17 protein-coding genes and 2 tRNA genes are annotated in these 19,761 nt (G+C 61.8%); 15 read left to right on the forward strand and 4 right to left on the reverse strand.

The genetic code is table 11. The features are described 5' to 3' along the window. Positions 1-309: 309 nt before the first annotated feature. From J4D52_RS14000 to J4D52_RS14020, 5 genes are read left to right on the forward strand one after another with little or no spacing between them, the layout of a single operon-like run. Positions 310-1,092: a transporter substrate-binding domain-containing protein gene (locus J4D52_RS14000; protein WP_009047357.1), complete on the forward strand. Its 783-nt coding sequence runs from the start codon at positions 310-312 to the stop codon at positions 1,090-1,092. Between the two features lie 56 nt (positions 1,093-1,148). Continuing rightward, positions 1,149-1,877 (forward strand): ABC transporter permease, encoded by a 729-nt coding sequence (locus J4D52_RS14005; protein ID WP_025806717.1) that lies wholly within the window; start codon positions 1,149-1,151, stop codon positions 1,875-1,877. Continuing rightward, the gene (locus J4D52_RS14010) at positions 1,874-2,584 is read left to right on the forward strand and encodes an ABC transporter permease (protein WP_025806716.1); all 711 of its coding nucleotides are present in this window, start codon (positions 1,874-1,876) and stop codon (positions 2,582-2,584) included. Before J4D52_RS14005 ends, J4D52_RS14010 begins: the two co-directional genes overlap by 4 nt. A 20-nt stretch (positions 2,585-2,604) precedes the next feature. Further along, positions 2,605-3,723 (forward strand): succinylglutamate desuccinylase/aspartoacylase family protein, encoded by a 1,119-nt coding sequence (locus J4D52_RS14015; RefSeq protein WP_063428706.1) that lies wholly within the window; start codon positions 2,605-2,607, stop codon positions 3,721-3,723. Between the two features lie 13 nt (positions 3,724-3,736). Then, a complete protein-coding gene (locus J4D52_RS14020) occupies positions 3,737-4,501 on the forward strand; it encodes an ABC transporter ATP-binding protein (protein WP_025806714.1) in 765 nt (254 codons plus the stop codon). Positions 4,502-4,586: 85 nt separating this feature from the next. Here the strand turns inward: J4D52_RS14020 and J4D52_RS14025 are convergent, their stop codons facing one another. After that, positions 4,587-4,793 carry a hypothetical protein gene (locus J4D52_RS14025; protein WP_025806713.1) on the reverse strand — a complete coding sequence of 69 codons (207 nt, stop codon included), beginning with the start codon at positions 4,791-4,793 and terminating at the stop codon, positions 4,587-4,589. Between the two features lie 98 nt (positions 4,794-4,891). Beyond that, positions 4,892-5,458: a dCTP deaminase gene (gene dcd / locus J4D52_RS14030; protein ID WP_025806712.1), complete on the reverse strand. Its 567-nt coding sequence runs from the start codon at positions 5,456-5,458 to the stop codon at positions 4,892-4,894. A 352-nt stretch (positions 5,459-5,810) separates the two neighbouring features. Here dcd and J4D52_RS14035 point away from each other — a divergent pair, with 352 nt between their 5' ends. Together J4D52_RS14035 and J4D52_RS14040 are read left to right on the forward strand one after the other, a co-directional pair. After that, entirely contained in the window at positions 5,811-6,020 is a 210-nt protein-coding gene (locus J4D52_RS14035; protein WP_002554837.1) for a cold-shock protein, read from the forward strand. Between the two features lie 124 nt (positions 6,021-6,144). Further along, entirely contained in the window at positions 6,145-7,563 is a 1,419-nt protein-coding gene (locus J4D52_RS14040) for a toxin-antitoxin system YwqK family antitoxin (protein WP_102676781.1), read from the forward strand. Between the two features lie 104 nt (positions 7,564-7,667). Here J4D52_RS14040 and J4D52_RS14045 read toward each other — a convergent pair whose 3' ends face one another. Next, entirely contained in the window at positions 7,668-8,675 is a 1,008-nt protein-coding gene (locus J4D52_RS14045) for a DUF481 domain-containing protein (RefSeq protein ID WP_025806710.1), read from the reverse strand. Positions 8,676-8,840: 165 nt separating this feature from the next. Between J4D52_RS14045 and J4D52_RS14050 the strand changes: the two genes are divergently transcribed. The 4 genes from J4D52_RS14050 to J4D52_RS14065 all read left to right on the forward strand — a co-directional run bounded on the left by J4D52_RS14050 (position 8,841) and on the right by J4D52_RS14065 (position 13,632). Beyond that, on the forward strand, positions 8,841-9,194 hold the full coding sequence (locus J4D52_RS14050) for an MGMT family protein (RefSeq protein ID WP_063428702.1): 354 nt from the start codon (positions 8,841-8,843) through the stop codon (positions 9,192-9,194). A gap of 44 nt (positions 9,195-9,238) precedes the next feature. Beyond that, positions 9,239-10,816, forward strand: coding sequence for an AmpG family muropeptide MFS transporter (locus J4D52_RS14055; protein ID WP_025806708.1), 1,578 nt, complete (start codon positions 9,239-9,241; stop codon positions 10,814-10,816). Positions 10,817-10,945: 129 nt separating this feature from the next. After that, positions 10,946-12,661 (forward strand): proline--tRNA ligase, encoded by a 1,716-nt coding sequence (locus tag J4D52_RS14060; RefSeq protein ID WP_063428700.1) that lies wholly within the window; start codon positions 10,946-10,948, stop codon positions 12,659-12,661. Positions 12,662-12,678: 17 nt separating this feature from the next. After that, the gene (locus J4D52_RS14065; protein WP_063428698.1) at positions 12,679-13,632 is read left to right on the forward strand and encodes a hypothetical protein; all 954 of its coding nucleotides are present in this window, start codon (positions 12,679-12,681) and stop codon (positions 13,630-13,632) included. 77 nt (positions 13,633-13,709) lie between these two features. Here J4D52_RS14065 and dinB read toward each other — a convergent pair whose 3' ends face one another. Next, complete coding sequence (dinB, locus tag J4D52_RS14070) at positions 13,710-14,774, reverse strand: DNA polymerase IV (protein ID WP_063428697.1); 1,065 nt, start codon at positions 14,772-14,774, stop codon at positions 13,710-13,712. A 300-nt stretch (positions 14,775-15,074) separates the two neighbouring features. Between dinB and J4D52_RS14075 the strand changes: the two genes are divergently transcribed. The 4 genes from J4D52_RS14075 to J4D52_RS14090 all read left to right on the forward strand — a co-directional run bounded on the left by J4D52_RS14075 (position 15,075) and on the right by J4D52_RS14090 (position 19,657). Continuing rightward, positions 15,075-15,151 (forward strand) — tRNA-Met (locus tag J4D52_RS14075). A 207-nt stretch (positions 15,152-15,358) separates the two neighbouring features. Next, a tRNA-Met gene (locus tag J4D52_RS14080) sits at positions 15,359-15,435 on the forward strand. 278 nt (positions 15,436-15,713) lie between these two features. After that, the gene (gene mprF, locus J4D52_RS14085) at positions 15,714-18,362 is read left to right on the forward strand and encodes a bifunctional lysylphosphatidylglycerol flippase/synthetase MprF (RefSeq protein WP_063428695.1); all 2,649 of its coding nucleotides are present in this window, start codon (positions 15,714-15,716) and stop codon (positions 18,360-18,362) included. Then, the gene (locus J4D52_RS14090) at positions 18,362-19,657 is read left to right on the forward strand and encodes a virulence factor family protein (RefSeq protein ID WP_063428693.1); all 1,296 of its coding nucleotides are present in this window, start codon (positions 18,362-18,364) and stop codon (positions 19,655-19,657) included. Before mprF ends, J4D52_RS14090 begins: the two co-directional genes overlap by 1 nt. Positions 19,658-19,761 lie beyond the last annotated feature (104 nt).

The following is a 19,761-nucleotide window of genomic DNA, read 5'->3' on the forward strand; positions in this document are numbered from 1 at the left end:
CCCGCCCCTCTGCACAAGGGGCGGGCTTGAGCCCTGTAGCGCTTCAACCCCCTCGCTGATCCCGCCTTGCCACACTCCCGGCAGCCGCGCCCCTTCCTGCTTGAAATCTCCCTCGCGCCCTATTGATGCAAGGCTTCCCGCACGCTCTTTTTTGGGGCGCGACCGACACACGGCAGGCTCTCGCACCACCTTTTAAAACACTTGTTCGGGACTCTGGTTCGGAAATTGCTACTTTCATTAAGTCTGACGCGTTGCAGTAACAGTACTAATGCGCCACAAGCGCTCATATTGGTTTTTAGGGATTTAATAATGAAAAAAGCATTGCTGACCCTTTCTGCACTGGCTCTCTGCATGGCCGCCGGTTCCGCGCTGGCCAAGGAATACAAGGAACTGCGCTTCGGCGTTGACCCGTCCTACGCACCTTTTGAATCCAAGGCCGCCGATGGCAGCCTGGTCGGCTTCGACATCGATCTGGGCAACGCCATCTGTGCCGAACTGAAGGTCAAGTGCAAATGGGTCGAAAGCGACTTCGACGGCATGATCCCGGGCCTCAAAGCCAATAAATTCGACGGTGTGATCTCATCCATGACCGTCACTCCGGCCCGTGAGAAAGTCATCGACTTCTCCAATGAACTGTTCTCCGGCCCGACTTCCTTCGTGTTCAAGAAAGGTTCCGGCCTGACCGAAGACACCGCCTCGCTCAAGGGCAAGACCGTCGGCTACGAACAAGGCACCATCCAGGAAGCCTACGCCAAGGCCGTGCTGGACAAGGCCGGGGTGAAGACCCAGGCCTATCAGAACCAGGACCAGGTGTATGCCGACCTGATTTCCGGGCGTCTCGATGCGTCGATCCAGGACATGCTGCAAGCCGAACTGGGCTTCCTGAAGTCGCCACAGGGCGCCGACTACGAGGTGAGCAAACCAGTGGACAGCCCGCTGCTGCCGTCCAAGACAGCTATCGGTATCTCCAAAGGTAACAAAGAGCTCAAGGCCCTTCTGGATAAAGGTATCAAAGCGTTACACGACGATGGCACCTACGCCACCATTCAGAAAAAGCACTTTGGCGATCTGAATCTCTACAGCGGTAAATAAGGTCCTGGCGCCCATCCTCGATGGGCGCCTTTTTTATCGCCACAGGTCTCTGATTTATGTTCGAAGAACTTCTGCAAACCCTTGGGCTTTCCGCCTTCAGCCTCAAGGGGTTCGGTCCGTTGTTGCTGGAAGGCACCTGGATGACCATCAAACTCTCGGTATTGTCGCTGTTACTCAGTGTCCTGCTCGGCCTGATCGGCGCCAGCGCCAAACTCTCGCGGCTGGGCCTGCTGCGCCTGCCGGCCCAGCTCTACACCACGCTGATCCGCGGCGTACCGGACCTGGTGCTGATGCTGTTGATTTTCTACAGCTTGCAAACCTGGCTGACCACCTTCACCAACTTCATGGAATGGGAATACATCGAGATCGACCCGTTCAGCGCCGGGGTCATCACCCTGGGCTTCATTTATGGGGCGTACTTCACCGAAACCTTCCGTGGCGCCATCCTCGCCGTGCCGCGCGGGCAGATAGAAGCCGCCACCGCCTACGGCCTCAAGCGCGGCCAGCGTTTTCGCTTCGTGGTGTTTCCGCAGATGATGCGTTTTGCCCTGCCGGGTATCGGCAATAACTGGATGGTGATGCTCAAGGCCACCGCGCTGGTGTCGATCATCGGCCTGGCCGACCTGGTCAAGGCGGCCCAGGATGCCGGCAAGAGCACCTATCAGCTGTTCTACTTCCTGGTGCTGGCAGCCTTGATCTACCTGGTCATCACCAGCGCCTCCAACATCGTCCTGCGCTGGCTCGAACGCCGTTATGCCGCGGGCTCGCGGGAGGCGGTGCGATGATCGAGCTCCTGCAGGAATACTGGAAACCCTTCCTCTACAGCGACGGCTACAACGTCACCGGCCTGGCCATGACGATGTGGCTGCTCAGCGCCTCAATCTTCATCGGTTTCCTGGTGTCGATCCCGCTGTCTATCGCCCGGGTCTCGCCCAAGCTCTACATACGCTGGCCGGTGGAGTTCTATACCTACCTGTTTCGCGGCACGCCGCTCTATATCCAGCTGCTGATCTGCTACACCGGGATCTACAGCATCGCCGCGATCCGCGCCCAGCCCATGCTCGATGCGTTCTTTCGCGACGCGATGAACTGCACCATCCTCGCCTTCGCCCTGAACACCTGCGCCTACACCACGGAGATTTTCGCCGGGGCGATCCGCAGCATGGCCCACGGCGAGGTCGAGGCGGCCAAGGCCTACGGCCTCAGCGGCTGGAAACTGTACGCCTACGTGATCATGCCCTCGGCCCTGCGCCGCTCGTTGCCCTACTACAGCAACGAAGTGATCCTGATGCTGCACTCGACCACCGTGGCCTTCACCGCGACCATCCCGGATGTGCTGAAAGTCGCCCGCGACGCCAACTCGGCCACCTTCATGACCTTCGAGTCCTTTGGCATCGCCGCGCTGATCTACCTCACCGTGACCTTCGCCCTGGTCGGCCTGTTCCGCCTCGCCGAACGCCGCTGGCTGGCCTTCCTCGGGCCGACTCACTAGAACAAGGCAAATCATCATCCATGCGCCATCTGACCCATGATCTGCTCGCCCCGCTGCCGGGGACCTCGCGCCAGATCCACAGCTTTCACTTCGGCCCCGAGCGGGCCGAAGGCAAGATCTACATCCAATCGTCGCTGCACGCCGATGAACTGCCCGGCATGCTCGTGGCCTGGCACCTCAAGGCACGCCTGGCGGAACTGGAGGCCCAGGGCCGCCTGCGCAGTGAGATCGTCCTGGTACCGGTGGCCAACCCGGCCGGCCTGGAACAGGTGTTGATGGACGTGCCGCTGGGCCGCTACGAGCTGGAAAGCGGGCAGAACTTCAATCGCTGGTTCCTCGACCTTGGCGAAGAGGTCGGCAACGACATCGAAGGCCAGCTGGGCGACGACCCACGGCACAACCGCGAAATCATCCGCGCCAGCCTGCGCGATGCCCTGGCTCGGCAGACCGCCGGCACCCAGTTGCAATCCCAGCGCCTGACCCTGCAGCGCCTGGCCTGCGACGCGGACATGGTGCTGGACCTGCACTGCGATTTCGAAGCCGTGGCCCATCTGTACACCACGCCCGAGGCCTGGCCGCAGGTCGAGCCTTTGGCCCGCTATATCGGCTCGCAAGCTTGCCTGCTGGCCACCGACTCCGGCGGGCAGTCGTTCGATGAATGTTTCACCCTGCTCTGGTGGCAATTGCAGCAGCGTTTCGGTGAGCGGTTCGTCATTCCCCAGGGCTGCTTCTCGGTCACCGTCGAGCTGCGCGGCCAGGGCGATGTCAACCATGGCCTGGCCAGCCTGGATTGCCAGGCCATACTGGATTACCTGACCCATTTCGGCGCCATCGCCGGCGAGGCGCCGCCCATGCCCGAGCTGCCCTACCCGGCCACGCCGCTGGCCGGCGTGGAGCCGGTGGCCACGCCCGTGGGCGGCCTGCTGGTGTTCACCGCCCTGCCCGGGGAATACCTGGAAGCCGGACAACAGGTGGCCGAAGTCATCGACCCGATCAATGACCGCGTCACCCCCATTCATTGCAGCTGTGCCGGCCTGCTCTACGCCCGCTCGCTGCGCCGCATGGCCACGGCCGGCATGGTGATCGCCCATGTCGCCGGCCGCGAAGCCTATCGCAGCGGCTACCTACTTTCGCCTTGAGGATGCATGCCCCATGTACAAACTGACCATTGAAGGCCTGCATAAATGCTACGGCGACAATGAAGTGCTCAAAGGTGTTTCGCTCAAGGCGAAGACCGGCGACGTCATCAGCCTGATCGGCGCCAGCGGCTCGGGCAAAAGCACCTTTCTGCGCTGCATCAACTTCCTGGAAACCCCGGACGATGGCGCCATGAGCCTGGACGGCCAGCAGATCCGCATGGTCAAGGACCGCCACGGCATGCACGTGGCCGATGCCGACGAGCTGCAACGGATTCGCACGCGCCTGGCCATGGTGTTCCAGCATTTCAACCTGTGGAGCCACATGACGGTGCTGGAGAACATCACCATGGCCCCGCGTCGGGTGCTGGGCGTCAGCAAGAAGGACGCCGAGGAGCGCGCCCGGCGTTATCTGGACAAGGTCGGCCTGCTCCCCCGGGTGGCCGACCAGTACCCGGCCTTTCTCTCTGGCGGCCAGCAACAGCGGGTGGCGATTGCCCGGGCCCTGGCGATGGAGCCGGAAGTGATGCTGTTCGACGAACCCACCTCGGCCCTCGACCCGGAACTGGTGGGCGAAGTGCTCAAGGTGATCCAGGGCCTGGCCGAAGAAGGACGGACCATGATCATGGTCACCCATGAAATGAGTTTCGCCCGCAAGGTGTCGAGCCAGGTGCTGTTCCTGCACAAGGGCCTGGTGGAAGAGGAAGGCGCGCCGGAAGAGGTGCTGGGCAATCCGAAGAGCGAGCGCCTGAAGCAGTTCCTCAGCGGTAACCTGAAGTAGGCCAGGCACCTCTATAGACGAAGGCCAGCCCGCCGGGACCTCGATGGAACCGGGCGGGCTGGCCTTTTTTGTGGGGTGGCGTCAATCAGGCGACAGGAGCGGGAGGAGGTTCGTCCGGCAGGGTCGGCTCGCCAGGTTCGCTCGGCTCGGAGGGTTGCGGGGTGTCCGGGTCGGGCTGACCGGGAATGCCACCTGCCGCGCTGGGGTGCGCCAGCAGTGACCAGGCCAGGACGCCGACCTGATTGGGCTCAAGTCTGGCAAGTGTGGCGCTTATAAGCGGATCGATCTTCATGGGGCACTCCTGAGCTATGCACGATCCGCTGTGCGCAAACCGGGGCAGTCCTCTGGTTAGAGTATCTGCCCGCTGAGGAATTCCCGCTATTCGTCAGATCAGGTACGCGGCAGGGTCACGCCACGCTGGCCCTGGTATTTGCCGCCGCGGTCCTTGTAGGACACTTCGCACTCTTCGTCGGACTCCAGGAACAGCATCTGCGCCACGCCTTCGTTGGCATAGATCTTCGCCGGCAAGGTGGTGGTGTTGGAGAACTCCAGGGTCACGTGGCCTTCCCACTCAGGTTCGAGGGGAGTGACGTTGACGATGATGCCGCAACGGGCGTAGGTGCTTTTGCCCAGGCAGATGGTCAGCACGTTGCGCGGAATACGGAAGTACTCGACGGTGCGGGCCAGGGCGAAGGAGTTCGGCGGAATGATGCACACGTCGCTCTTGATGTCGACGAAGCTGCCGGCGTCGAAGTTTTTCGGATCGACGGTGGCCGAATTGATGTTGGTGAACACCTTGAACTCATCGGCGCAACGCACATCGTAGCCGTAGCTCGAGACACCGAAGGAAATCAGCCGATCCGAGCCTTCGCCACGCACCTGGCGCTCCACGAAAGGTTCGATCATGCCGTGTTCTTGCGCCATGCGGCGAATCCACTTGTCCGATTTGATGCTCATGGCGGGTGTCCTGAAATAGCGAGGTGGAAAAATTCTGTCCGGCATCTTACCGGGGTGCGCCTGCGGGTTCAAAGTCTGGGCCGCTTTTCTCGCTGAAAGCCGCAATACTTGCGGGCTGGAGGGTATGTACGGCACCGCCAGTCACTAAAAGCGCGAATCCTTCGCAAAGAACATTGGCAGGTTCCGGAAAAAGGGTTAAGGTGGCGCCACTGTGCTGCTTGTGTCACTGAGAATCTCTACACGATGTTGAATTTCGATCCAACCATCTCCAAGAATTTTTCCTGCTCTTTGCACTCAGTCTCGGCCAGGGCTTTTCCTGAGTCGCAGTTAACTTTGTCCAAGGAGATACACCATGTCTAATCGCCAAACCGGTACCGTTAAGTGGTTCAACGATGAAAAAGGCTTCGGCTTCATCACTCCACAATCCGGTGACGACCTGTTCGTACACTTCAAAGCTATCCAATCCGACGGCTTCAAAAGCCTGAAAGAAGGCCAACAGGTTTCTTTCATCGCTACCCGCGGTCAGAAAGGCATGCAAGCTGAAGAAGTTCAAGTTATCTAACTTGTACTGAAACAGTAAAAAGCCCCGCCCTCAAAGCGGGGCTTTTTTGTGCCCGGATGTTTTTGCTTAATGGCACCCAGGCTATATGATCCGCCCCCTCGGACAATCATATGGAAACAGCAGGATGCCGTTCAGACAGTGGAAGTTGTTGAGCGCTGCGGTGCTCACACTCACCCTCCCTCTCGCACTCAACGCCACACCTCACCCCGACCATCCAACGGTCATCGTCAGCATGGACAGCGACGCCAGCTACATTGCCAAGGACTCGAAACAACAACCCGAGTTGCGGCGCGCCGTGCTGCTGGAGCTTTCCAGCGCCCATCGTTGCGGCAGCAACGAGGTTTACCTCACGCCTGAATCCTCAGGCATCCCCACGGAGTCCTTCGGTCAGGCCCTGGAAGAAATCCAGCAACTGATCGATGACCAGACCCCACTCTTGCTGACACTTTCGGACTGCGACGGGAAACGAGCCTTTTTCGAAAAGGTCCGGCCCTGCACCGCCCAGGAATGCGCAGAACTGACTGCATCCCCGGTCGACGGCAAGCTCTACCTCGACGAACACTATGCGCCGACGGGCCAAGGCCAGGCCTCGTACTTCCTGACGATGCCGATGAGCTACGACGACCGGCAAAAAGCCTGGAACGCAAAAGTCTTCTACGTCGATTCAGGCGCCCTGCGCCGGGACTATTTCATCAGCGCCAAGGACTTCGTTTCGGGCAAGGCTGTTCACGCCTCGAAAACCTACTACCCGGACGGCCAGGCCCGCCACAGCGCTCGCTACGACATCAATGGCAAACGCCAGGGAGAAGCGCTGACCTACTCTGAGAGCGGTGTCGTGGTTAAACGCTCGAACTATCGGGACGGTCTCCTCGAGGGCTGGCAGAGCACTTACCACGACAATGGCAAAGTCGCCGAATCCTACAACTGGCGCCAGGGCAAACGCGTCGACGGCGAATACCTGGAGTACGACGAGAACGGCAAGTTGGTCGGGCGCATCACCTACCGGGCGAATCTGCCGGATGGCCCAATTATCAGCTACTACCCGGATGGCAAGATCAAAGACAGCGGACAGTTCGTGGCCGGCAAGAAAGTCGGCCCCAGCCCGTCCTACTACCCTGACGGCACACTGGAAAGCACAGTCGATTACGTGGACAACCAGCCCGTGGGTTGGCAAATCCAGTACCACCCCAACGGCAAGGTAAAACAGAAACAATTCAACGACGAACACGGCACCCAGCGCAGTTATGCCCTCTGGAACGAACAGGGCGTGCAGACGCTTCAGTGGCAATGGGATGAACAGCACCGCGAGCAGGGTGACTTCAAAGCCTGGTACGACAACGGCCAGCTCAAGGATCACAAGATCTACAAGGACGCGAAACTCGAAGGCCCCGCCGTCACCTGGTACGAAAGCGGTCAGATGGAATCATCTACGGATTACCTGGATGGCAAAGCGCACGGCTGGATGCGCCTCTGGAACGAGGACGGCAGTCTGCGGAGCGAATGCCAGTACCGGACAGGCGCCAGTCAGGGGGCATGCAGTTGAGCCGGGCATAACACGGCGCTATTGAGACAGCACTCTTCCCGCAGCCAAACAAAGAAGTCCCGCAGGTGCAAACCGCGGGACTTCTTCATTCAAGGCCTACGACCTTACCAAGCCACGCCAAACCCCGCGGTGTAACGGGTCTTGTTGAGATCGCTGTCCTTGGTGCCGCTGATGATGTCCCGTTCGGCCTTGAGGTTGAGCGACGCCCATTCCGTGACCTTGTAGCGCAGGCCAATCTCGGCATCCAGGGCGTAATCGGCAATATTGGACAGCGGCCTGCCCACCTCGCCATTGGTAAACAGCTCGACCCGCTTGCCAATCAGGTAACGGTTGTAGTCCCACTTCATGGCCAGGGAATAGAAGTTGTCCTTGCCGCCGTCCTTGTACTCGTAGTCGGTGCGGTTGAGCAGTGAACCCAGGGAGAACGCACCCAGTTCGTTATCCCAGAACTGGTAACCCGGACCGGTACCCACCACGCGCTGGCGCGCCAGTTCCTCAACCTTGTCACGCTTGTAGTTCAGCCGCCCTTGCCAGAACCACTTATCGGTGAGGAAGCGGTCCAGTGCGTATTCGGCGCGCCAGTTGTCGGTGGTGACGACATCGTTCTGGAATTCGCGGTTGTACTCGCCTTCCGCCGTGTGCCGCCATTTACCGTGGCGCGCCGAGGTCTTGAAGTCGATGTCGTAGTCGTCGGTGTCCTTTTCCGCCCGCTGATAATCCAGCGCCATGTCGACATTGCCCTTCCACACCAGATCCTCGACCACTGGCTTGGGCTTCATGATCTGCTGGATGCTCGCCAGCTCGACGGTCTTCGGCGCCTCACCGTTGGCCAGGGTCACCTTGCCATCTTCCGCCGCTTGCAGGGATTTGGCCTTCTCGCCGGTATAGGCATCCTGCTTGACCAGCAGCTCCTGGTCGCTCTCCAGCGTCTTGACCTGCTTCCAGTCGATCGGGATGGCCCCGGCATACTCGGTCTGGATCAGTAATTTGCCGCCATCGAAGACTTTGATCTTGCCGCTCAGACGGTCACCGTTCTTCAACCAGACGGTATCGGCGAGCAAAGGCGTGGAGGCACTGAAAACGGCAAGGCACAGCAGGGCTCTGGACAACATAAACAGATACAAGGCTCGAGTTTGCGAAAAAAACCGGCATTATCCACATGAATAAAACCTCAGGTAGGGACTGACTCGACTATCTATAGTGAGTTCAATCCTCAACGGTTAATAAACCCTTTGTCCTACAGACGGTTTACAGGCCTGCATCAGGAACCCCCGAACGTGATCGAACCGCCCGACACCGGCCAAAGCCCCGCCGAAATCCGACGCACGGCGCTCTACCTGACCCTGGCCCAAGTCCCGGAAGGCAAGGTGGTCAGCTATGGGCAACTGGCGGAAATGGCGGGCCTGGGCCGCGCCGCGCGCTGGGTTGGGCGGACCCTCAGCCAGCTGCCCGCCGACACCAGCCTGCCCTGGCACCGCGTACTGGGCGCGGGCGGGCGTATCAGCCTGCCCGTGGGCAGCGCATCGGGCGACGAACAGCGTGCACGACTGCGTATGGAAGGTGTCTCGATCCTGAACAATCGTGTGGATATTCAGCGCCATGGCTGGCGTCCGGTAGAGCACAGCGGTTAGAGTGCGCGCTTTGTTTCCGTAATTCTTGAGGCAGACTCCAGCCCATGCCCCGTAAAACCTGGCGCGCCGCGCTCGCCGCCTATGCCAGCCCCTCGACGCTCGTGCTGTTGCTGCTTGGTTTCGCCGCCGGCCTGCCCTACATGCTGGTGTTTTCGACACTTTCAGTCTGGTTGCGCGAAGCCGGTGTAGCCCGCGAGACCATTGGCTACGCCAGCCTGATCGGCCTGGCCTACGCCTTCAAATGGGTCTGGTCACCCTTGCTCGACCAATGGCGCCTGCCCCTGCTGGGCAAACTCGGGCGCCGCCGCTCCTGGCTGGTCCTGTCGCAATCGCTGGTGCTGCTCGGGCTGATCGGCATGGGTTTCTGCGATCCGCAAAAGCACCTGTCCTGGCTGATCGCCATTGCCGTTATCGTCGCCTTCGCCTCTGCCACCCAAGACATCGCGGTGGACGCCTACCGCCTGGAAATCGCCGAAGACAGCCGCCAGGCCGCCCTGGCCGCCGCCTATATGTCCGGTTACCGCGTCGCCGCCCTGCTGGCCACCGCTGGCGCCCTGTTCTTCGCCGAAGGTTTCGGCTCCACCGGTTTCAGCTACAAACACTCGGCCTGGACCGGCACCTACGTGCTGTTTGGCGTGCTGATGATCCCGGCCCTGCTGACCACCCTGTTCATGCGCGAGCCGCCCGTGCCGCTACGTACCCAGCTGTCGGCCGGGCGCTACAGTTTCTTGCACCAGCTGGTGTCGGTGTTCGTGCTGATCGTGCTGCTGGTGTCCGTGCCGGCGATGTTCACCCAGCTGTACAACACCGACTTCGCCAGCGTGCTGTTCGAGGGCGCCAGCCTGCTGGACCTGTTGCTGGAAGACCGAGCGTTCCTGCGCGCCATTCTCTACATCATCCTGACCTCGCTGTGCCTGTCGGCCATGGGTCGCCGCGGCCTGGCCCCGGTGCTGACGCCGGTCAACGACTTCATCCTGCGCTATCGCTGGCAAGCCCTGCTGCTGCTGGGCCTGATCGCCACCTACCGGATGTCGGACACGGTGATGGGCGTGATGGCCAACGTGTTCTACATCGACCAGGGCTTCACCAAGGACCAGATCGCCAGCGTCAGCAAGATTTTCGGCCTGATCATGACCCTGGTCGGCGCCGGCATGGGCGGACTGCTGATCGTGCGCTTCGGCATCCTGCCGATCCTGTTCATCGGCGGCGCGGCCTCGGCCGCGACCAACCTGCTGTTCCTGATGCTGGCCGACATGGGCCCCAACCTGCAGATGCTGGTGGTGACCATTTCCCTGGACAACTTCAGTTCGGGGCTGGCCACCTCGGCCTTCGTCGCCTACCTGTCGAGCCTGACCAACCTGAAGTTCTCGGCGACCCAGTACGCCCTGCTCAGCTCGATCATGCTGCTGTTGCCGCGCCTGATCGGCGGCTATTCGGGGGTCATGGTGGAGAAGTTCGGCTATCACGACTTCTTCCTGATCACCGCCCTGCTCGGTGTGCCGACCCTGATCCTGATCGCCCTGCACTGGTTCCAGGAAAGCCGCCGCGCCGAACCGCCGGAAGCGCCCGAAGCCACACCGCCGGCCACTCCACCCACTACTGCGGTCAGCGAAGAACCCTAGGAACCCCCGGGGCACACCGGCACTCATCCGGCGCCCCGACCTCCCCCGGCCGCAATCCTGTACGCCAAGGGTTCTCGCCCGTACAATGCTTCGTCACTTCTAGTCTTCAGCAACCGACAACGGCCTACCATGCGCACCAGTCAATTTTTGCTCGCCACACAGAAAGAAACGCCTTCCGATGCGGTCGTGATCAGCCATCAGCTGATGCTGCGCGCCGGCATGATCCGCAAACTGGCCTCGGGCCTGTACACCTGGCTCCCGATGGGCCTGCGGGTGATGCGCAAGGTCGAAGCCATCGTTCGTGAAGAAATGAACGCCGCCGGCTCTCTTGAAGTGTTGATGCCGAGCACCCAGCCGGCTGAACTGTGGCAGGAATCCGGTCGCTGGGAGGAGTACGGCCCTGAACTGCTGCGCTTCAAGGATCGTCACGGTCGCGACTTCTGCGCCGGCCCGACCCACGAAGAAGTGATCACCGATCTGGCCCGCAACGAGCTGAGCAGCTACAAGCAGCTGCCAATCAACCTGTACCAGATCCAGACCAAATTCCGCGATGAAATCCGTCCACGCTTCGGTCTGATGCGCGGTCGCGAGTTCATCATGAAGGACGCCTACTCCTTCCACGCCGACCAGGCATCGCTGCAGGTCACCTATGACCGCATGCACCAGGCCTACTGCAACGTGTTCACCCGCCTGGGCCTGAAATTCCGTCCGGTCGAAGCGGACAACGGCTCCATCGGCGGCGCCGGCTCCCACGAGTTCCACGTACTGGCCGAGTCCGGCGAAGACGACATCGTTTTCAGCAACGGCTCCGACTACGCGGCGAACATCGAGAAAGCCGAAGCCGTGCCACGGGAAACCTCGCGTCCGGCGCCGAGCGAAGAACTGCGCCTGGTCGACACCCCTGACGCGAAAACCATCGTGCAGCTGGTGGAAGGCTACAACCTGCCGATCGAAAAGACCGTCAAGACCCTGGTGGTGCACGCCGAGGAAGCCGGCAAGCTGATCGCGCTGATCATCCGTGGCGACCACGAGCTGAACGAAATCAAGGCCGCCAACCAGCCTGGCGTCGCCAGCCCGCTGGTGATGGCTTCGGAGGCCGAGCTGCGTGACGCCATCGGCGCCGGCGCTGGCTCCCTGGGCCCGCTGAACCTGCCGCTGCCAATCATCGTCGACCGCTCGGTAGCCCTGATGAGCGACTTCGGTATCGGCGCGAACGTCGACGACAAGCACTATTTCGGCTTCAACTGGGAACGCGACATGCCGGTCCCGACCGTGGCCGACCTGCGCAACGTCGTCTCCGGCGACCCAAGCCCGGACGGCAAGGGCACCCTGGAAATCAAGCGCGGCATCGAAGTCGGGCACATCTTCCAGCTGGGCAACAAGTACAGCAAGGCGATGAAGTGCGAAGTGCTGGGCGAGAACGGCAAGCCGGTCACCCTGGAAATGGGCTGCTACGGCATCGGCGTGTCTCGCGTGGTGGCTGCGGCCATCGAGCAGAACAACGACGAGAACGGCATCATCTGGAGCGACACCCTGGCCCCGTTCCAGATCGCCCTGGTACCGCTGCGCTATGAAACCGAGCAAGTTCGCGAAGCCACCGACAAGCTGTACGCGGAACTCACAACCGCCGGCTTCGAAGTGCTGCTGGACGACCGCGACAAGAAGACCAGCCCGGGCATCAAGTTCGCGGACATGGAGCTGATCGGCATTCCACACCGGATCGTGGTCAGCGACCGCGGCCTCGCCGAAGGCAACCTGGAATACAAGAGCCGTACCGAAGCCGAGGCGCAAGCGCTGCCAGTGGCTGACGTGCTGTCCTTCCTCCAAGCCCGTATCCGTCGCTGAAACCAGATAGAGAAGTCATGTTCAAGCGAAACACCTTAAGCCTCGGTGGCGCCGCCTTGTGCGGCGCCCTGTTGCTCAGCGGCTGTGCCAACCAGATGTCGCAACGCAGCGAGCACGAGGAACGTGTCGAGCGCAAATTGCTCGATCACAGCCTGCAGATCGATGTCGGTGAGCCTAAGGTGCTGGAGCTGCCGCAACGCCGGGTACGCATCCATGAGCAGAAGACCTTCGAAGTCACCGAGTTCGAAGTCACGCGCCGCTATGATCGCTACACGCCCTATCAACCCTGGCGGGAGCTCTACGAGATCCCGCTGGGCGCGGTAGCCGTGGTCGCCGGTATCGGCGCCAACGTGGTCAATGTGTTTACCCTGGGCAACCTGCCGGACAGCGTCACCAAGGACTGGATCAGCTACGGCGTGGCCGGGCTCAACCCGTTCATGAACGTGCAGTCCCACGGCCGGGCGCAGCAGAACCTGGCGGGGATCGATGAAGTCCAGCGCGACAAGCGCGTGGAGTATTCGAGCCTGCCCTGGAGCGAACGCCCGGTGCAGGTCAAGGCCGGCAAGGAAACCCATGAGCTGAGCACCGACCGCAACGGCATACTGCGCCTGAACCTGTTGGACAGCCCGTTTTCCGAGCAGGACCTGAACCACATCGGCCAGTTGCAGATCAGCGTCGCGGATGCCCAGGACGACGTGCATTCCGACTCGTCGCTGGCCATCAGCAACACCCTGCGCGGCAAGCTGCTGGAAGCGCACAACCTGATCTTCGACGACCTCGAAGACGACGAAGTGAGCCAGTGGGTGCACCGGGTCAAGCGTCTCTCCGAACTGGGTCTGGAAGAAGAAGCCAGCGAACTGGAACAGAGCCTGATCGAGCTGACCCGCAACGATCCGGAGCTGCAGAGCGAATTTCTCAAGTCGCTGACCAAGAACGCCGGCCGCCTGGTCGCCGATCCCGGTAACAACTGACACGCCTTGCCGGCGAACGCGGTGCCCCGGATAGATCGCGGCGCCTGGTTCGCTGGCAAGCCGGCTCCTACAACGCTTCAGGAAGGGTTGAACAGCTCCAGCTGCTCATGCCCGCCACGCATATCCTGCAAACGCACACCAATCCCCAATAGCCGCACCGGCCTGTCCCCGCGCTTGAACGCCTGGGTCAAAAGCTGCCGGTAACTCTCCAGGTCCCTTCCCGCCCCCGCTTGTTCGAGCGTGGTCTGGGTGAAATCGTGAAACTTCACTTTGACGAAGGGCTTGCCCGGACGGTAACTGCTGTCGATTCGTTCGATCCGGCCGGCCAGGGTCTGCATCAGCTCCGGGAGTTTATCCAGGCAACTCTGCAGATCGGGCAGATCGACATCGTAGGTGTTTTCCACGCTGATGGACTGCCGGCGGCTGTCGTTCTGCACCGGCCGCTCATCGATACCCCGGGCCAGGTTCCACAGGCGTTCGCCAAAACTGCCGAACTCGCGCACCAGCGCCAGCTTGCTCCATTCGCGCAACGCCTCGCAGTTGACAATGCCCAGGCGCCCCAGCTTGTCGGCGGTGACCTTGCCCACGCCATGCAGCTTGTTCACCGGCAAGGCCGAAACGAAGTCCTCGACCTGGTCCGGGGTGATCACGAACAGGCCATTGGGCTTCCTCCAGTCGCTGGCGATCTTGGCCAGGAACTTGTTCGGCGCCACCCCGGCCGACACGGTGATATGTAGCTGGTTGGAGACCCGGCGGCGAATATCCTGGGCGATGCGCGTGGCGCTGCCGGCGAAGTTGGGGCTGTCGGAGACGTCCAGATAGGCCTCATCCAGGGACAAGGGCTCAATCAGGTCGGTGTAGTCGCGAAAGATCACATGAATCTCTTTCGACGCTTCCCGATAGGCATCCATGCGCGGCTTGACGATCAGCAGGTCGGGGCACAACGTCAGCGCATGCCGCGAAGACATGGCCGAACGCACGCCAAAGGCGCGGGCTTCATAGTTGCAAGTGGCGATCACCCCGCGCCGCTCCGCCGAGCCACCCACCGCCATCGGCCTGCCGGCCAATTGCGGGTCGTCGCGCATTTCGATGGCGGCGTAGAAGCAATCGCAGTCGATGTGGATGATTTTGCGCTGCGTCATATAAAGGCAGAGTTCATGGAAGCAAGAGGTCGATCACGAAACAGGGCGACAGTATCTCACCGAGAACTGTATATAGCACCAGTAGTTTGATTTCTCCTGTCTACCGCCAGAAAAATCTGAAGATGAATTTATTTTCTCAATCGGCCAAGGCCCCTCAATAGAGCTGAAAGCCTTGTACGGCATGCCCTCAAGGCCGATTCAAGGGCTGTTTATTCAAGCTAAGCGATTGAACGAGAACAGTTTTTTTCACCTGATCGGTTGACAGCCCGGCGATTCTCTGTAGAATGCCGCCACATCAGACGCGGGATGGAGCAGCCTGGTAGCTCGTCGGGCTCATAACCCGAAGGTCGTCGGTTCAAATCCGGCTCCCGCAACCAAACATCAAAAAAGGCCACTCGAAAGAGTGGCCTTTTTTGTGCGCGTGCGTTTTGTCGCCACGCCTTGCGCGGGTGTCGCGCAAAAAACAAAACCCTTTGCACCACCGGGACTTAACCCGCTTTACGAGTCATTCAACACTTATTTGACTCAATGGACCATTAACGGTTGACAGTCCGGCGTTCGTCTGTAGAATGCCGCCACACAGACGCGGGATGGAGCAGCCTGGTAGCTCGTCGGGCTCATAACCCGAAGGTCGTCGGTTCAAATCCGGCTCCCGCAACCAAACAACAAAAAAGGCTACTCGAAAGAGTGGCCTTTTTTGTATCTGTCGAAAAAATCTTTTCGCAACAATGACCTGGCAATCTGCCATGAACCGTCAGACACCTCTCCCCTCCCTTGCGACCCGCTATGCTCATTCCCAGGCAGCCACATGAAACACGGTCCGTCCGGGCTCGCAGGGCCATGGTGAGACGCGTTAATATTTGAAACTATTTTTTCTGCAGGGATTGGTAACTTGGCTGGATACCCCCATCCTGTCGCGCACAATCCACGAGGTGATTGATGCGCGCCAACTCGTCTGACTCACAAGACACCGATACCGTTACAGCGAACCAACCGGTTGCAGCCACCCGCCTGCGCTGGCTGGAACTGCTGAGCAAATACCGCCAGCCCATCGGCATGGTAGTGACCCTACTGCTGTTCGGCATCGCCCTGATTGCCTGCCGTCACCTGCTCAGCGAGCTGGATCTGTATGCCCTGCATGACTCAATCCTCGACGTGCCCAAACCGGCCCTGCTCGGCGCCCTGGCCGCGACCGTGGTCGGCTTCGTCATCCTGCTCGGCTACGAATGGTCCGCCAGCCGCTACGCCGGGGTGAACCTGCCGCCGCGCACCCTGGCCCTGGGGGGATTCACCGCCTTTGCCATCGGCAACGCCATCGGCCTGTCGCTGCTCTCCGGCGGCTCGGTGCGTTACCGACTCTACGCCCGGCATGGCGTGGGCGCCGGCGACGTCGCCCATATGACGCTGTTCGCCAGCCTGTCCCTGGGTTGCGCCCTGCCACCGCTCGCCGCCCTGGCAACCCTGAGCAACCTGCCCGCCGCCTCCGCCGCCCTGCGCCTGTCCGAAGGCCTGCTGGCCAGCATTGCCGGCGCCGTACTGCTGCTCTGCGCGATTCTGGTCATCGGTATCTACCGGCGCCGCCTGCCCGAACAGCCATTGCCGAACAACCTGCTGGTCAAGGCCGGGCGCCGTACCTTGCGCCTGCCGGGACGCCACCTGACGCTCCTGCAACTACTGATCACCGCCCTCGACGTCGCCGCGGCAGCCACAGTGCTGTATCTGCTGCTGCCCGAAGCGCCGCCTTTCGGCGCCTTCCTGCTGGTCTACCTGCTGGCCCTGGCGGCCGGCGTGCTCAGCCATGTACCCGGTGGCGTCGGGGTGTTCGAAGCCATTCTGCTGGCCGCCTTCGCCGACAAACTCGGCGCGGCGCCACTGGCCGCCGCCCTGCTGCTGTACCGGTTGATCTACGTGATCCTGCCGATGCTGGTGGCCTGCGTCCTGCTGCTGATCAATGAAGCCCAGCGCCTGTTCCAGACCCGTCAATCGCTGCGGGTGGCCTCGGGCCTGGCCGCACCTATCCTCGCGGTGCTGGTGTTCCTGTCCGGCGTGGTGCTGCTGTTTTCCGGCGTGACCCCGGAAATCGACACCCGCCTGCAACACATCGGTTTTCTGATCCCGCACCGCCTGGTGGATGCCTCGCACTTCGGCGCCAGCCTGATCGGGGTGCTTTGCCTGCTGCTGGCCCAGGGCCTGCGCCGGCGCCTGTCTGCGGCCTGGATATTGACCACCATCCTGCTGCTGGTCGGTGCCGTGCTCTCGCTGCTCAAGGGCTTCGACTGGGAAGAAGCCAGCCTGATGACCCTGACCGCCAGCCTGCTGGCGGTCTTCCGGCGCTCCTTCTACCGGCCGAGCCGCCTCACCGAACTGCCGTTCTCGCCGCTGTACCTGGTGGCCAGCGTCTGTGTGCTGGGGGCGTCGATCTGGCTGCTGCTGTTCGCCTATCAGGACGTGCCTTACAGCCATCAGTTGTGGTGGCAGTTCACCCTTGACGCCGATGCCCCGCGGGGCCTGCGTTCGCTGCTGGGGGCCGCGGTGCTGCTGGTGGTGGTGTCCCTGACCTGGTTGCTGCGTACCGCGCGCCCGGTGATTCACCTGCCCAATGGCGAGGAACTGGACCGCGCGGCGAAGATCCTCATGGCCTCTTCCCAGCCCGATGGCGGCCTGTCCCTGACCGGCGACAAGGCCCTGCTGTTCCACCCCAACGACGACGCCTTCCTCATGTATGCCCGGCGCGGCCGCAGCCTGGTGGCGCTGTACGACCCGATCGGGCCGACCCAGCAACGGGCCGAGATGATCTGGCAGTTCCGCGATCTGTGCGACGTCCACCATGCGCGTCCAGTGTTCTATCAGGTGCGCGCGGAAAACCTGCCGTACTACATGGACATCGGCCTGACCGCGATCAAGCTCGGCGAAGAAGCCCGGGTCGACCTGAACCGCTTTGACCTCGAAGCCAAGGGCAAGGAGATGAAGGACCTGCGCTACACCTGGAACCGAGGCACCCGGGACGGCCTGGCCCTGGAAATCCATGAGGCCGGGCACGCGCCGATGGACGAGCTGAAAGTCATTTCCGACGCCTGGCTGACCGGCAAGAATGTCCGCGAGAAAGGTTTCTCCCTGGGACGTTTCAGCGAGGACTACCTCAAGCATTTCCGTATCGCGATCATCCGCTTTGAAGGACGTCCGGTGGCCTTCGCCAACCTGCTCGAGACCTACAGCCATGACCTGGCCAGCCTCGACCTGATGCGCGCCCACCCGGAGGCTCCCAAGCTGACCATGGAATTCATGATGGTCGGCCTGATCCAGCATTATAAAAACCATGGGTATGCCCGCTTCAGCCTGGGCATGGTGCCGTTGTCGGGCCTGCAACCCCGGCGTGGCGCGCCACTGACCCAGCGCCTTGGATCGATGGTTTTCCGTCGGGGTGAGCAGCTGTACAACTTCCAAGGGTTGCGCCGTTTCAAAGACAAATTCCAGCCTGACTGGGAACCTCGTTACATGGCCGTGCCCGCCGGACTGGATCCGCTGGTGGCACTGGCCGATACCGCCGCCCTGATTGCGGGCGGCCTGACTGGATTGGTGAAACGCTGATGATTCAACGCTCCTGGCGGTATGTATTAGCCACCCTGGCGGTGGTTGCCCTGATAGCGGGAGGCGGCTACTGGTACTGGAATCGTCCGGCGCCACAACCGACCCTGGAACACCTGGCCCAGACCGATGGCTCGACCCTGACCCGCGTCACCCCGGCCACCCAGGCCAAGGCCCGGGTCGCCGTGGCCGTCCTCGCCGACGAAGCCCTGACCGATACCCAGCTCCTGGCCCTGAGCCGCGGCGGCGCAGCGCAGATCGTCCAGGTGATCCTGCCCAAGGACGATTGCAAGCTGCAGGAACAAGCCCTGCAAACCGCCCTTGGCCAACTCAAGGGCCCGGCGACCCTGGTCAGCGGCATCGGCCCTGGCGCCGCCCTGGCCTGGCGCTGGATCGCCACCCAGAACGACGACAAGGCCCAGGCCGTGTCGGTGGGCTTTACCATCAACCCGGCTCCAGGCTGCACCGATCCATTGCCCAAGACCCTGGCCCACGGCCACTGGCTGGTGGCCTGGAACGACAACCCGGATGACGAAAGCGCCGGTTTCGTGCGTGACACTCCCAATGCCAGCACCAGCATCAGCGACTACGACATTCACCTGCCCCAGGTACTGAACAACGAGCTGCGCAAGCTGCTGGTGGGCTCGGACAACGGCGGCCTGAACATCCCGGTGGTCGAAGTACCGGCCGGCCAGGCCAAGGACACCGTGACCCTGTTCCTCTCCGGTGACGGCGGCTGGCGCGACCTGGACCGCGACGTGGCCGGCGAGATGGCCAAGATTGGCTACCCGGTGGTCGGCATCGATACCCTGCGCTACTACTGGCAGCACAAGACCCCGGAACAGAGCGCCACCGACCTGGCCGAACTGATGCAGCACTACCGGCAGAAATGGGGCACCAAGCGCTTCGTGCTGACCGGCTATTCGTTCGGCGCCGATGTCTTGCCGGCCATCTACAACCGCCTGCCGGAAGCCGAGCAGCAGCGGGTCGACGCCATTATCCTGCTGGCCTTCGCCCGCACCGGCAGCTTCGAGATCGAAGTCGAAGGCTGGCTGGGCAACGCCGGCAAGGAAGCCGCCACCGGCCCGGAAATGGCCAAGCTGCCAGCGGCCAAGGTGGTGTGCATCTACGGCGAAGAAGAAGTCGACGAAAGCGGTTGCACCGACAAGACCGCCGTCGGCGAAGCCATGAAGCTGCCGGGCGGCCACCACTTCGACGAGAACTACCCGGCCCTGGCCCAGCGCCTGGTCAACGTCATCGAGAAACGCCAGGGTAAGGACAAGGTCGCCGAAGAGTGATCTGAGCGGCCCAGACAAGGCCCCCGCTGCCAACCGGCACCGGGGGCTTTTTCATGGGCGGCGTATCGCCCTTGGGGCCTGCTTGCGATGACCTCGACGACACT

This window comes from Pseudomonas sp. GW460-12-10-14-TSB1 (assembly GCF_017349775.1).
Classification (GTDB): Bacteria; Pseudomonadota; Gammaproteobacteria; order Pseudomonadales; family Pseudomonadaceae; genus Aquipseudomonas; species Aquipseudomonas piscium.

Bases quoted from the DNA above. Each gene is read 5' to 3' on its own strand.
- J4D52_RS14000 (WP_009047357.1), top strand. From the start codon at position 310: ATGAAAAAAGCATTGCTGACCCTTTCTGCACTGGCTCTCTGCATGGCC.
- J4D52_RS14005 (WP_025806717.1), top strand. From the start codon at position 1,149: ATGTTCGAAGAACTTCTGCAAACCCTTGGGCTTTCCGCCTTCAGCCTC.
- J4D52_RS14010 (WP_025806716.1), top strand. From the start codon at position 1,874: ATGATCGAGCTCCTGCAGGAATACTGGAAACCCTTCCTCTACAGCGAC.
- J4D52_RS14015 (WP_063428706.1), top strand. From the start codon at position 2,605: ATGCGCCATCTGACCCATGATCTGCTCGCCCCGCTGCCGGGGACCTCG.
- J4D52_RS14020 (WP_025806714.1), top strand. From the start codon at position 3,737: ATGTACAAACTGACCATTGAAGGCCTGCATAAATGCTACGGCGACAAT.
- J4D52_RS14025 (WP_025806713.1), bottom strand. From the start codon at position 4,793: ATGAAGATCGATCCGCTTATAAGCGCCACACTTGCCAGACTTGAGCCC.
- dcd (WP_025806712.1), bottom strand. From the start codon at position 5,458: ATGAGCATCAAATCGGACAAGTGGATTCGCCGCATGGCGCAAGAACAC.
- J4D52_RS14035 (WP_002554837.1), top strand. From the start codon at position 5,811: ATGTCTAATCGCCAAACCGGTACCGTTAAGTGGTTCAACGATGAAAAA.
- J4D52_RS14040 (WP_102676781.1), top strand. From the start codon at position 6,145: ATGCCGTTCAGACAGTGGAAGTTGTTGAGCGCTGCGGTGCTCACACTC.
- J4D52_RS14045 (WP_025806710.1), bottom strand. From the start codon at position 8,675: ATGTTGTCCAGAGCCCTGCTGTGCCTTGCCGTTTTCAGTGCCTCCACG.
- J4D52_RS14055 (WP_025806708.1), top strand. From the start codon at position 9,239: ATGCCCCGTAAAACCTGGCGCGCCGCGCTCGCCGCCTATGCCAGCCCC.
- J4D52_RS14060 (WP_063428700.1), top strand. From the start codon at position 10,946: ATGCGCACCAGTCAATTTTTGCTCGCCACACAGAAAGAAACGCCTTCC.
- J4D52_RS14065 (WP_063428698.1), top strand. From the start codon at position 12,679: ATGTTCAAGCGAAACACCTTAAGCCTCGGTGGCGCCGCCTTGTGCGGC.
- dinB (WP_063428697.1), bottom strand. From the start codon at position 14,774: ATGACGCAGCGCAAAATCATCCACATCGACTGCGATTGCTTCTACGCC.
- mprF (WP_063428695.1), top strand. From the start codon at position 15,714: ATGCGCGCCAACTCGTCTGACTCACAAGACACCGATACCGTTACAGCG.
- J4D52_RS14090 (WP_063428693.1), top strand. From the start codon at position 18,362: ATGATTCAACGCTCCTGGCGGTATGTATTAGCCACCCTGGCGGTGGTT.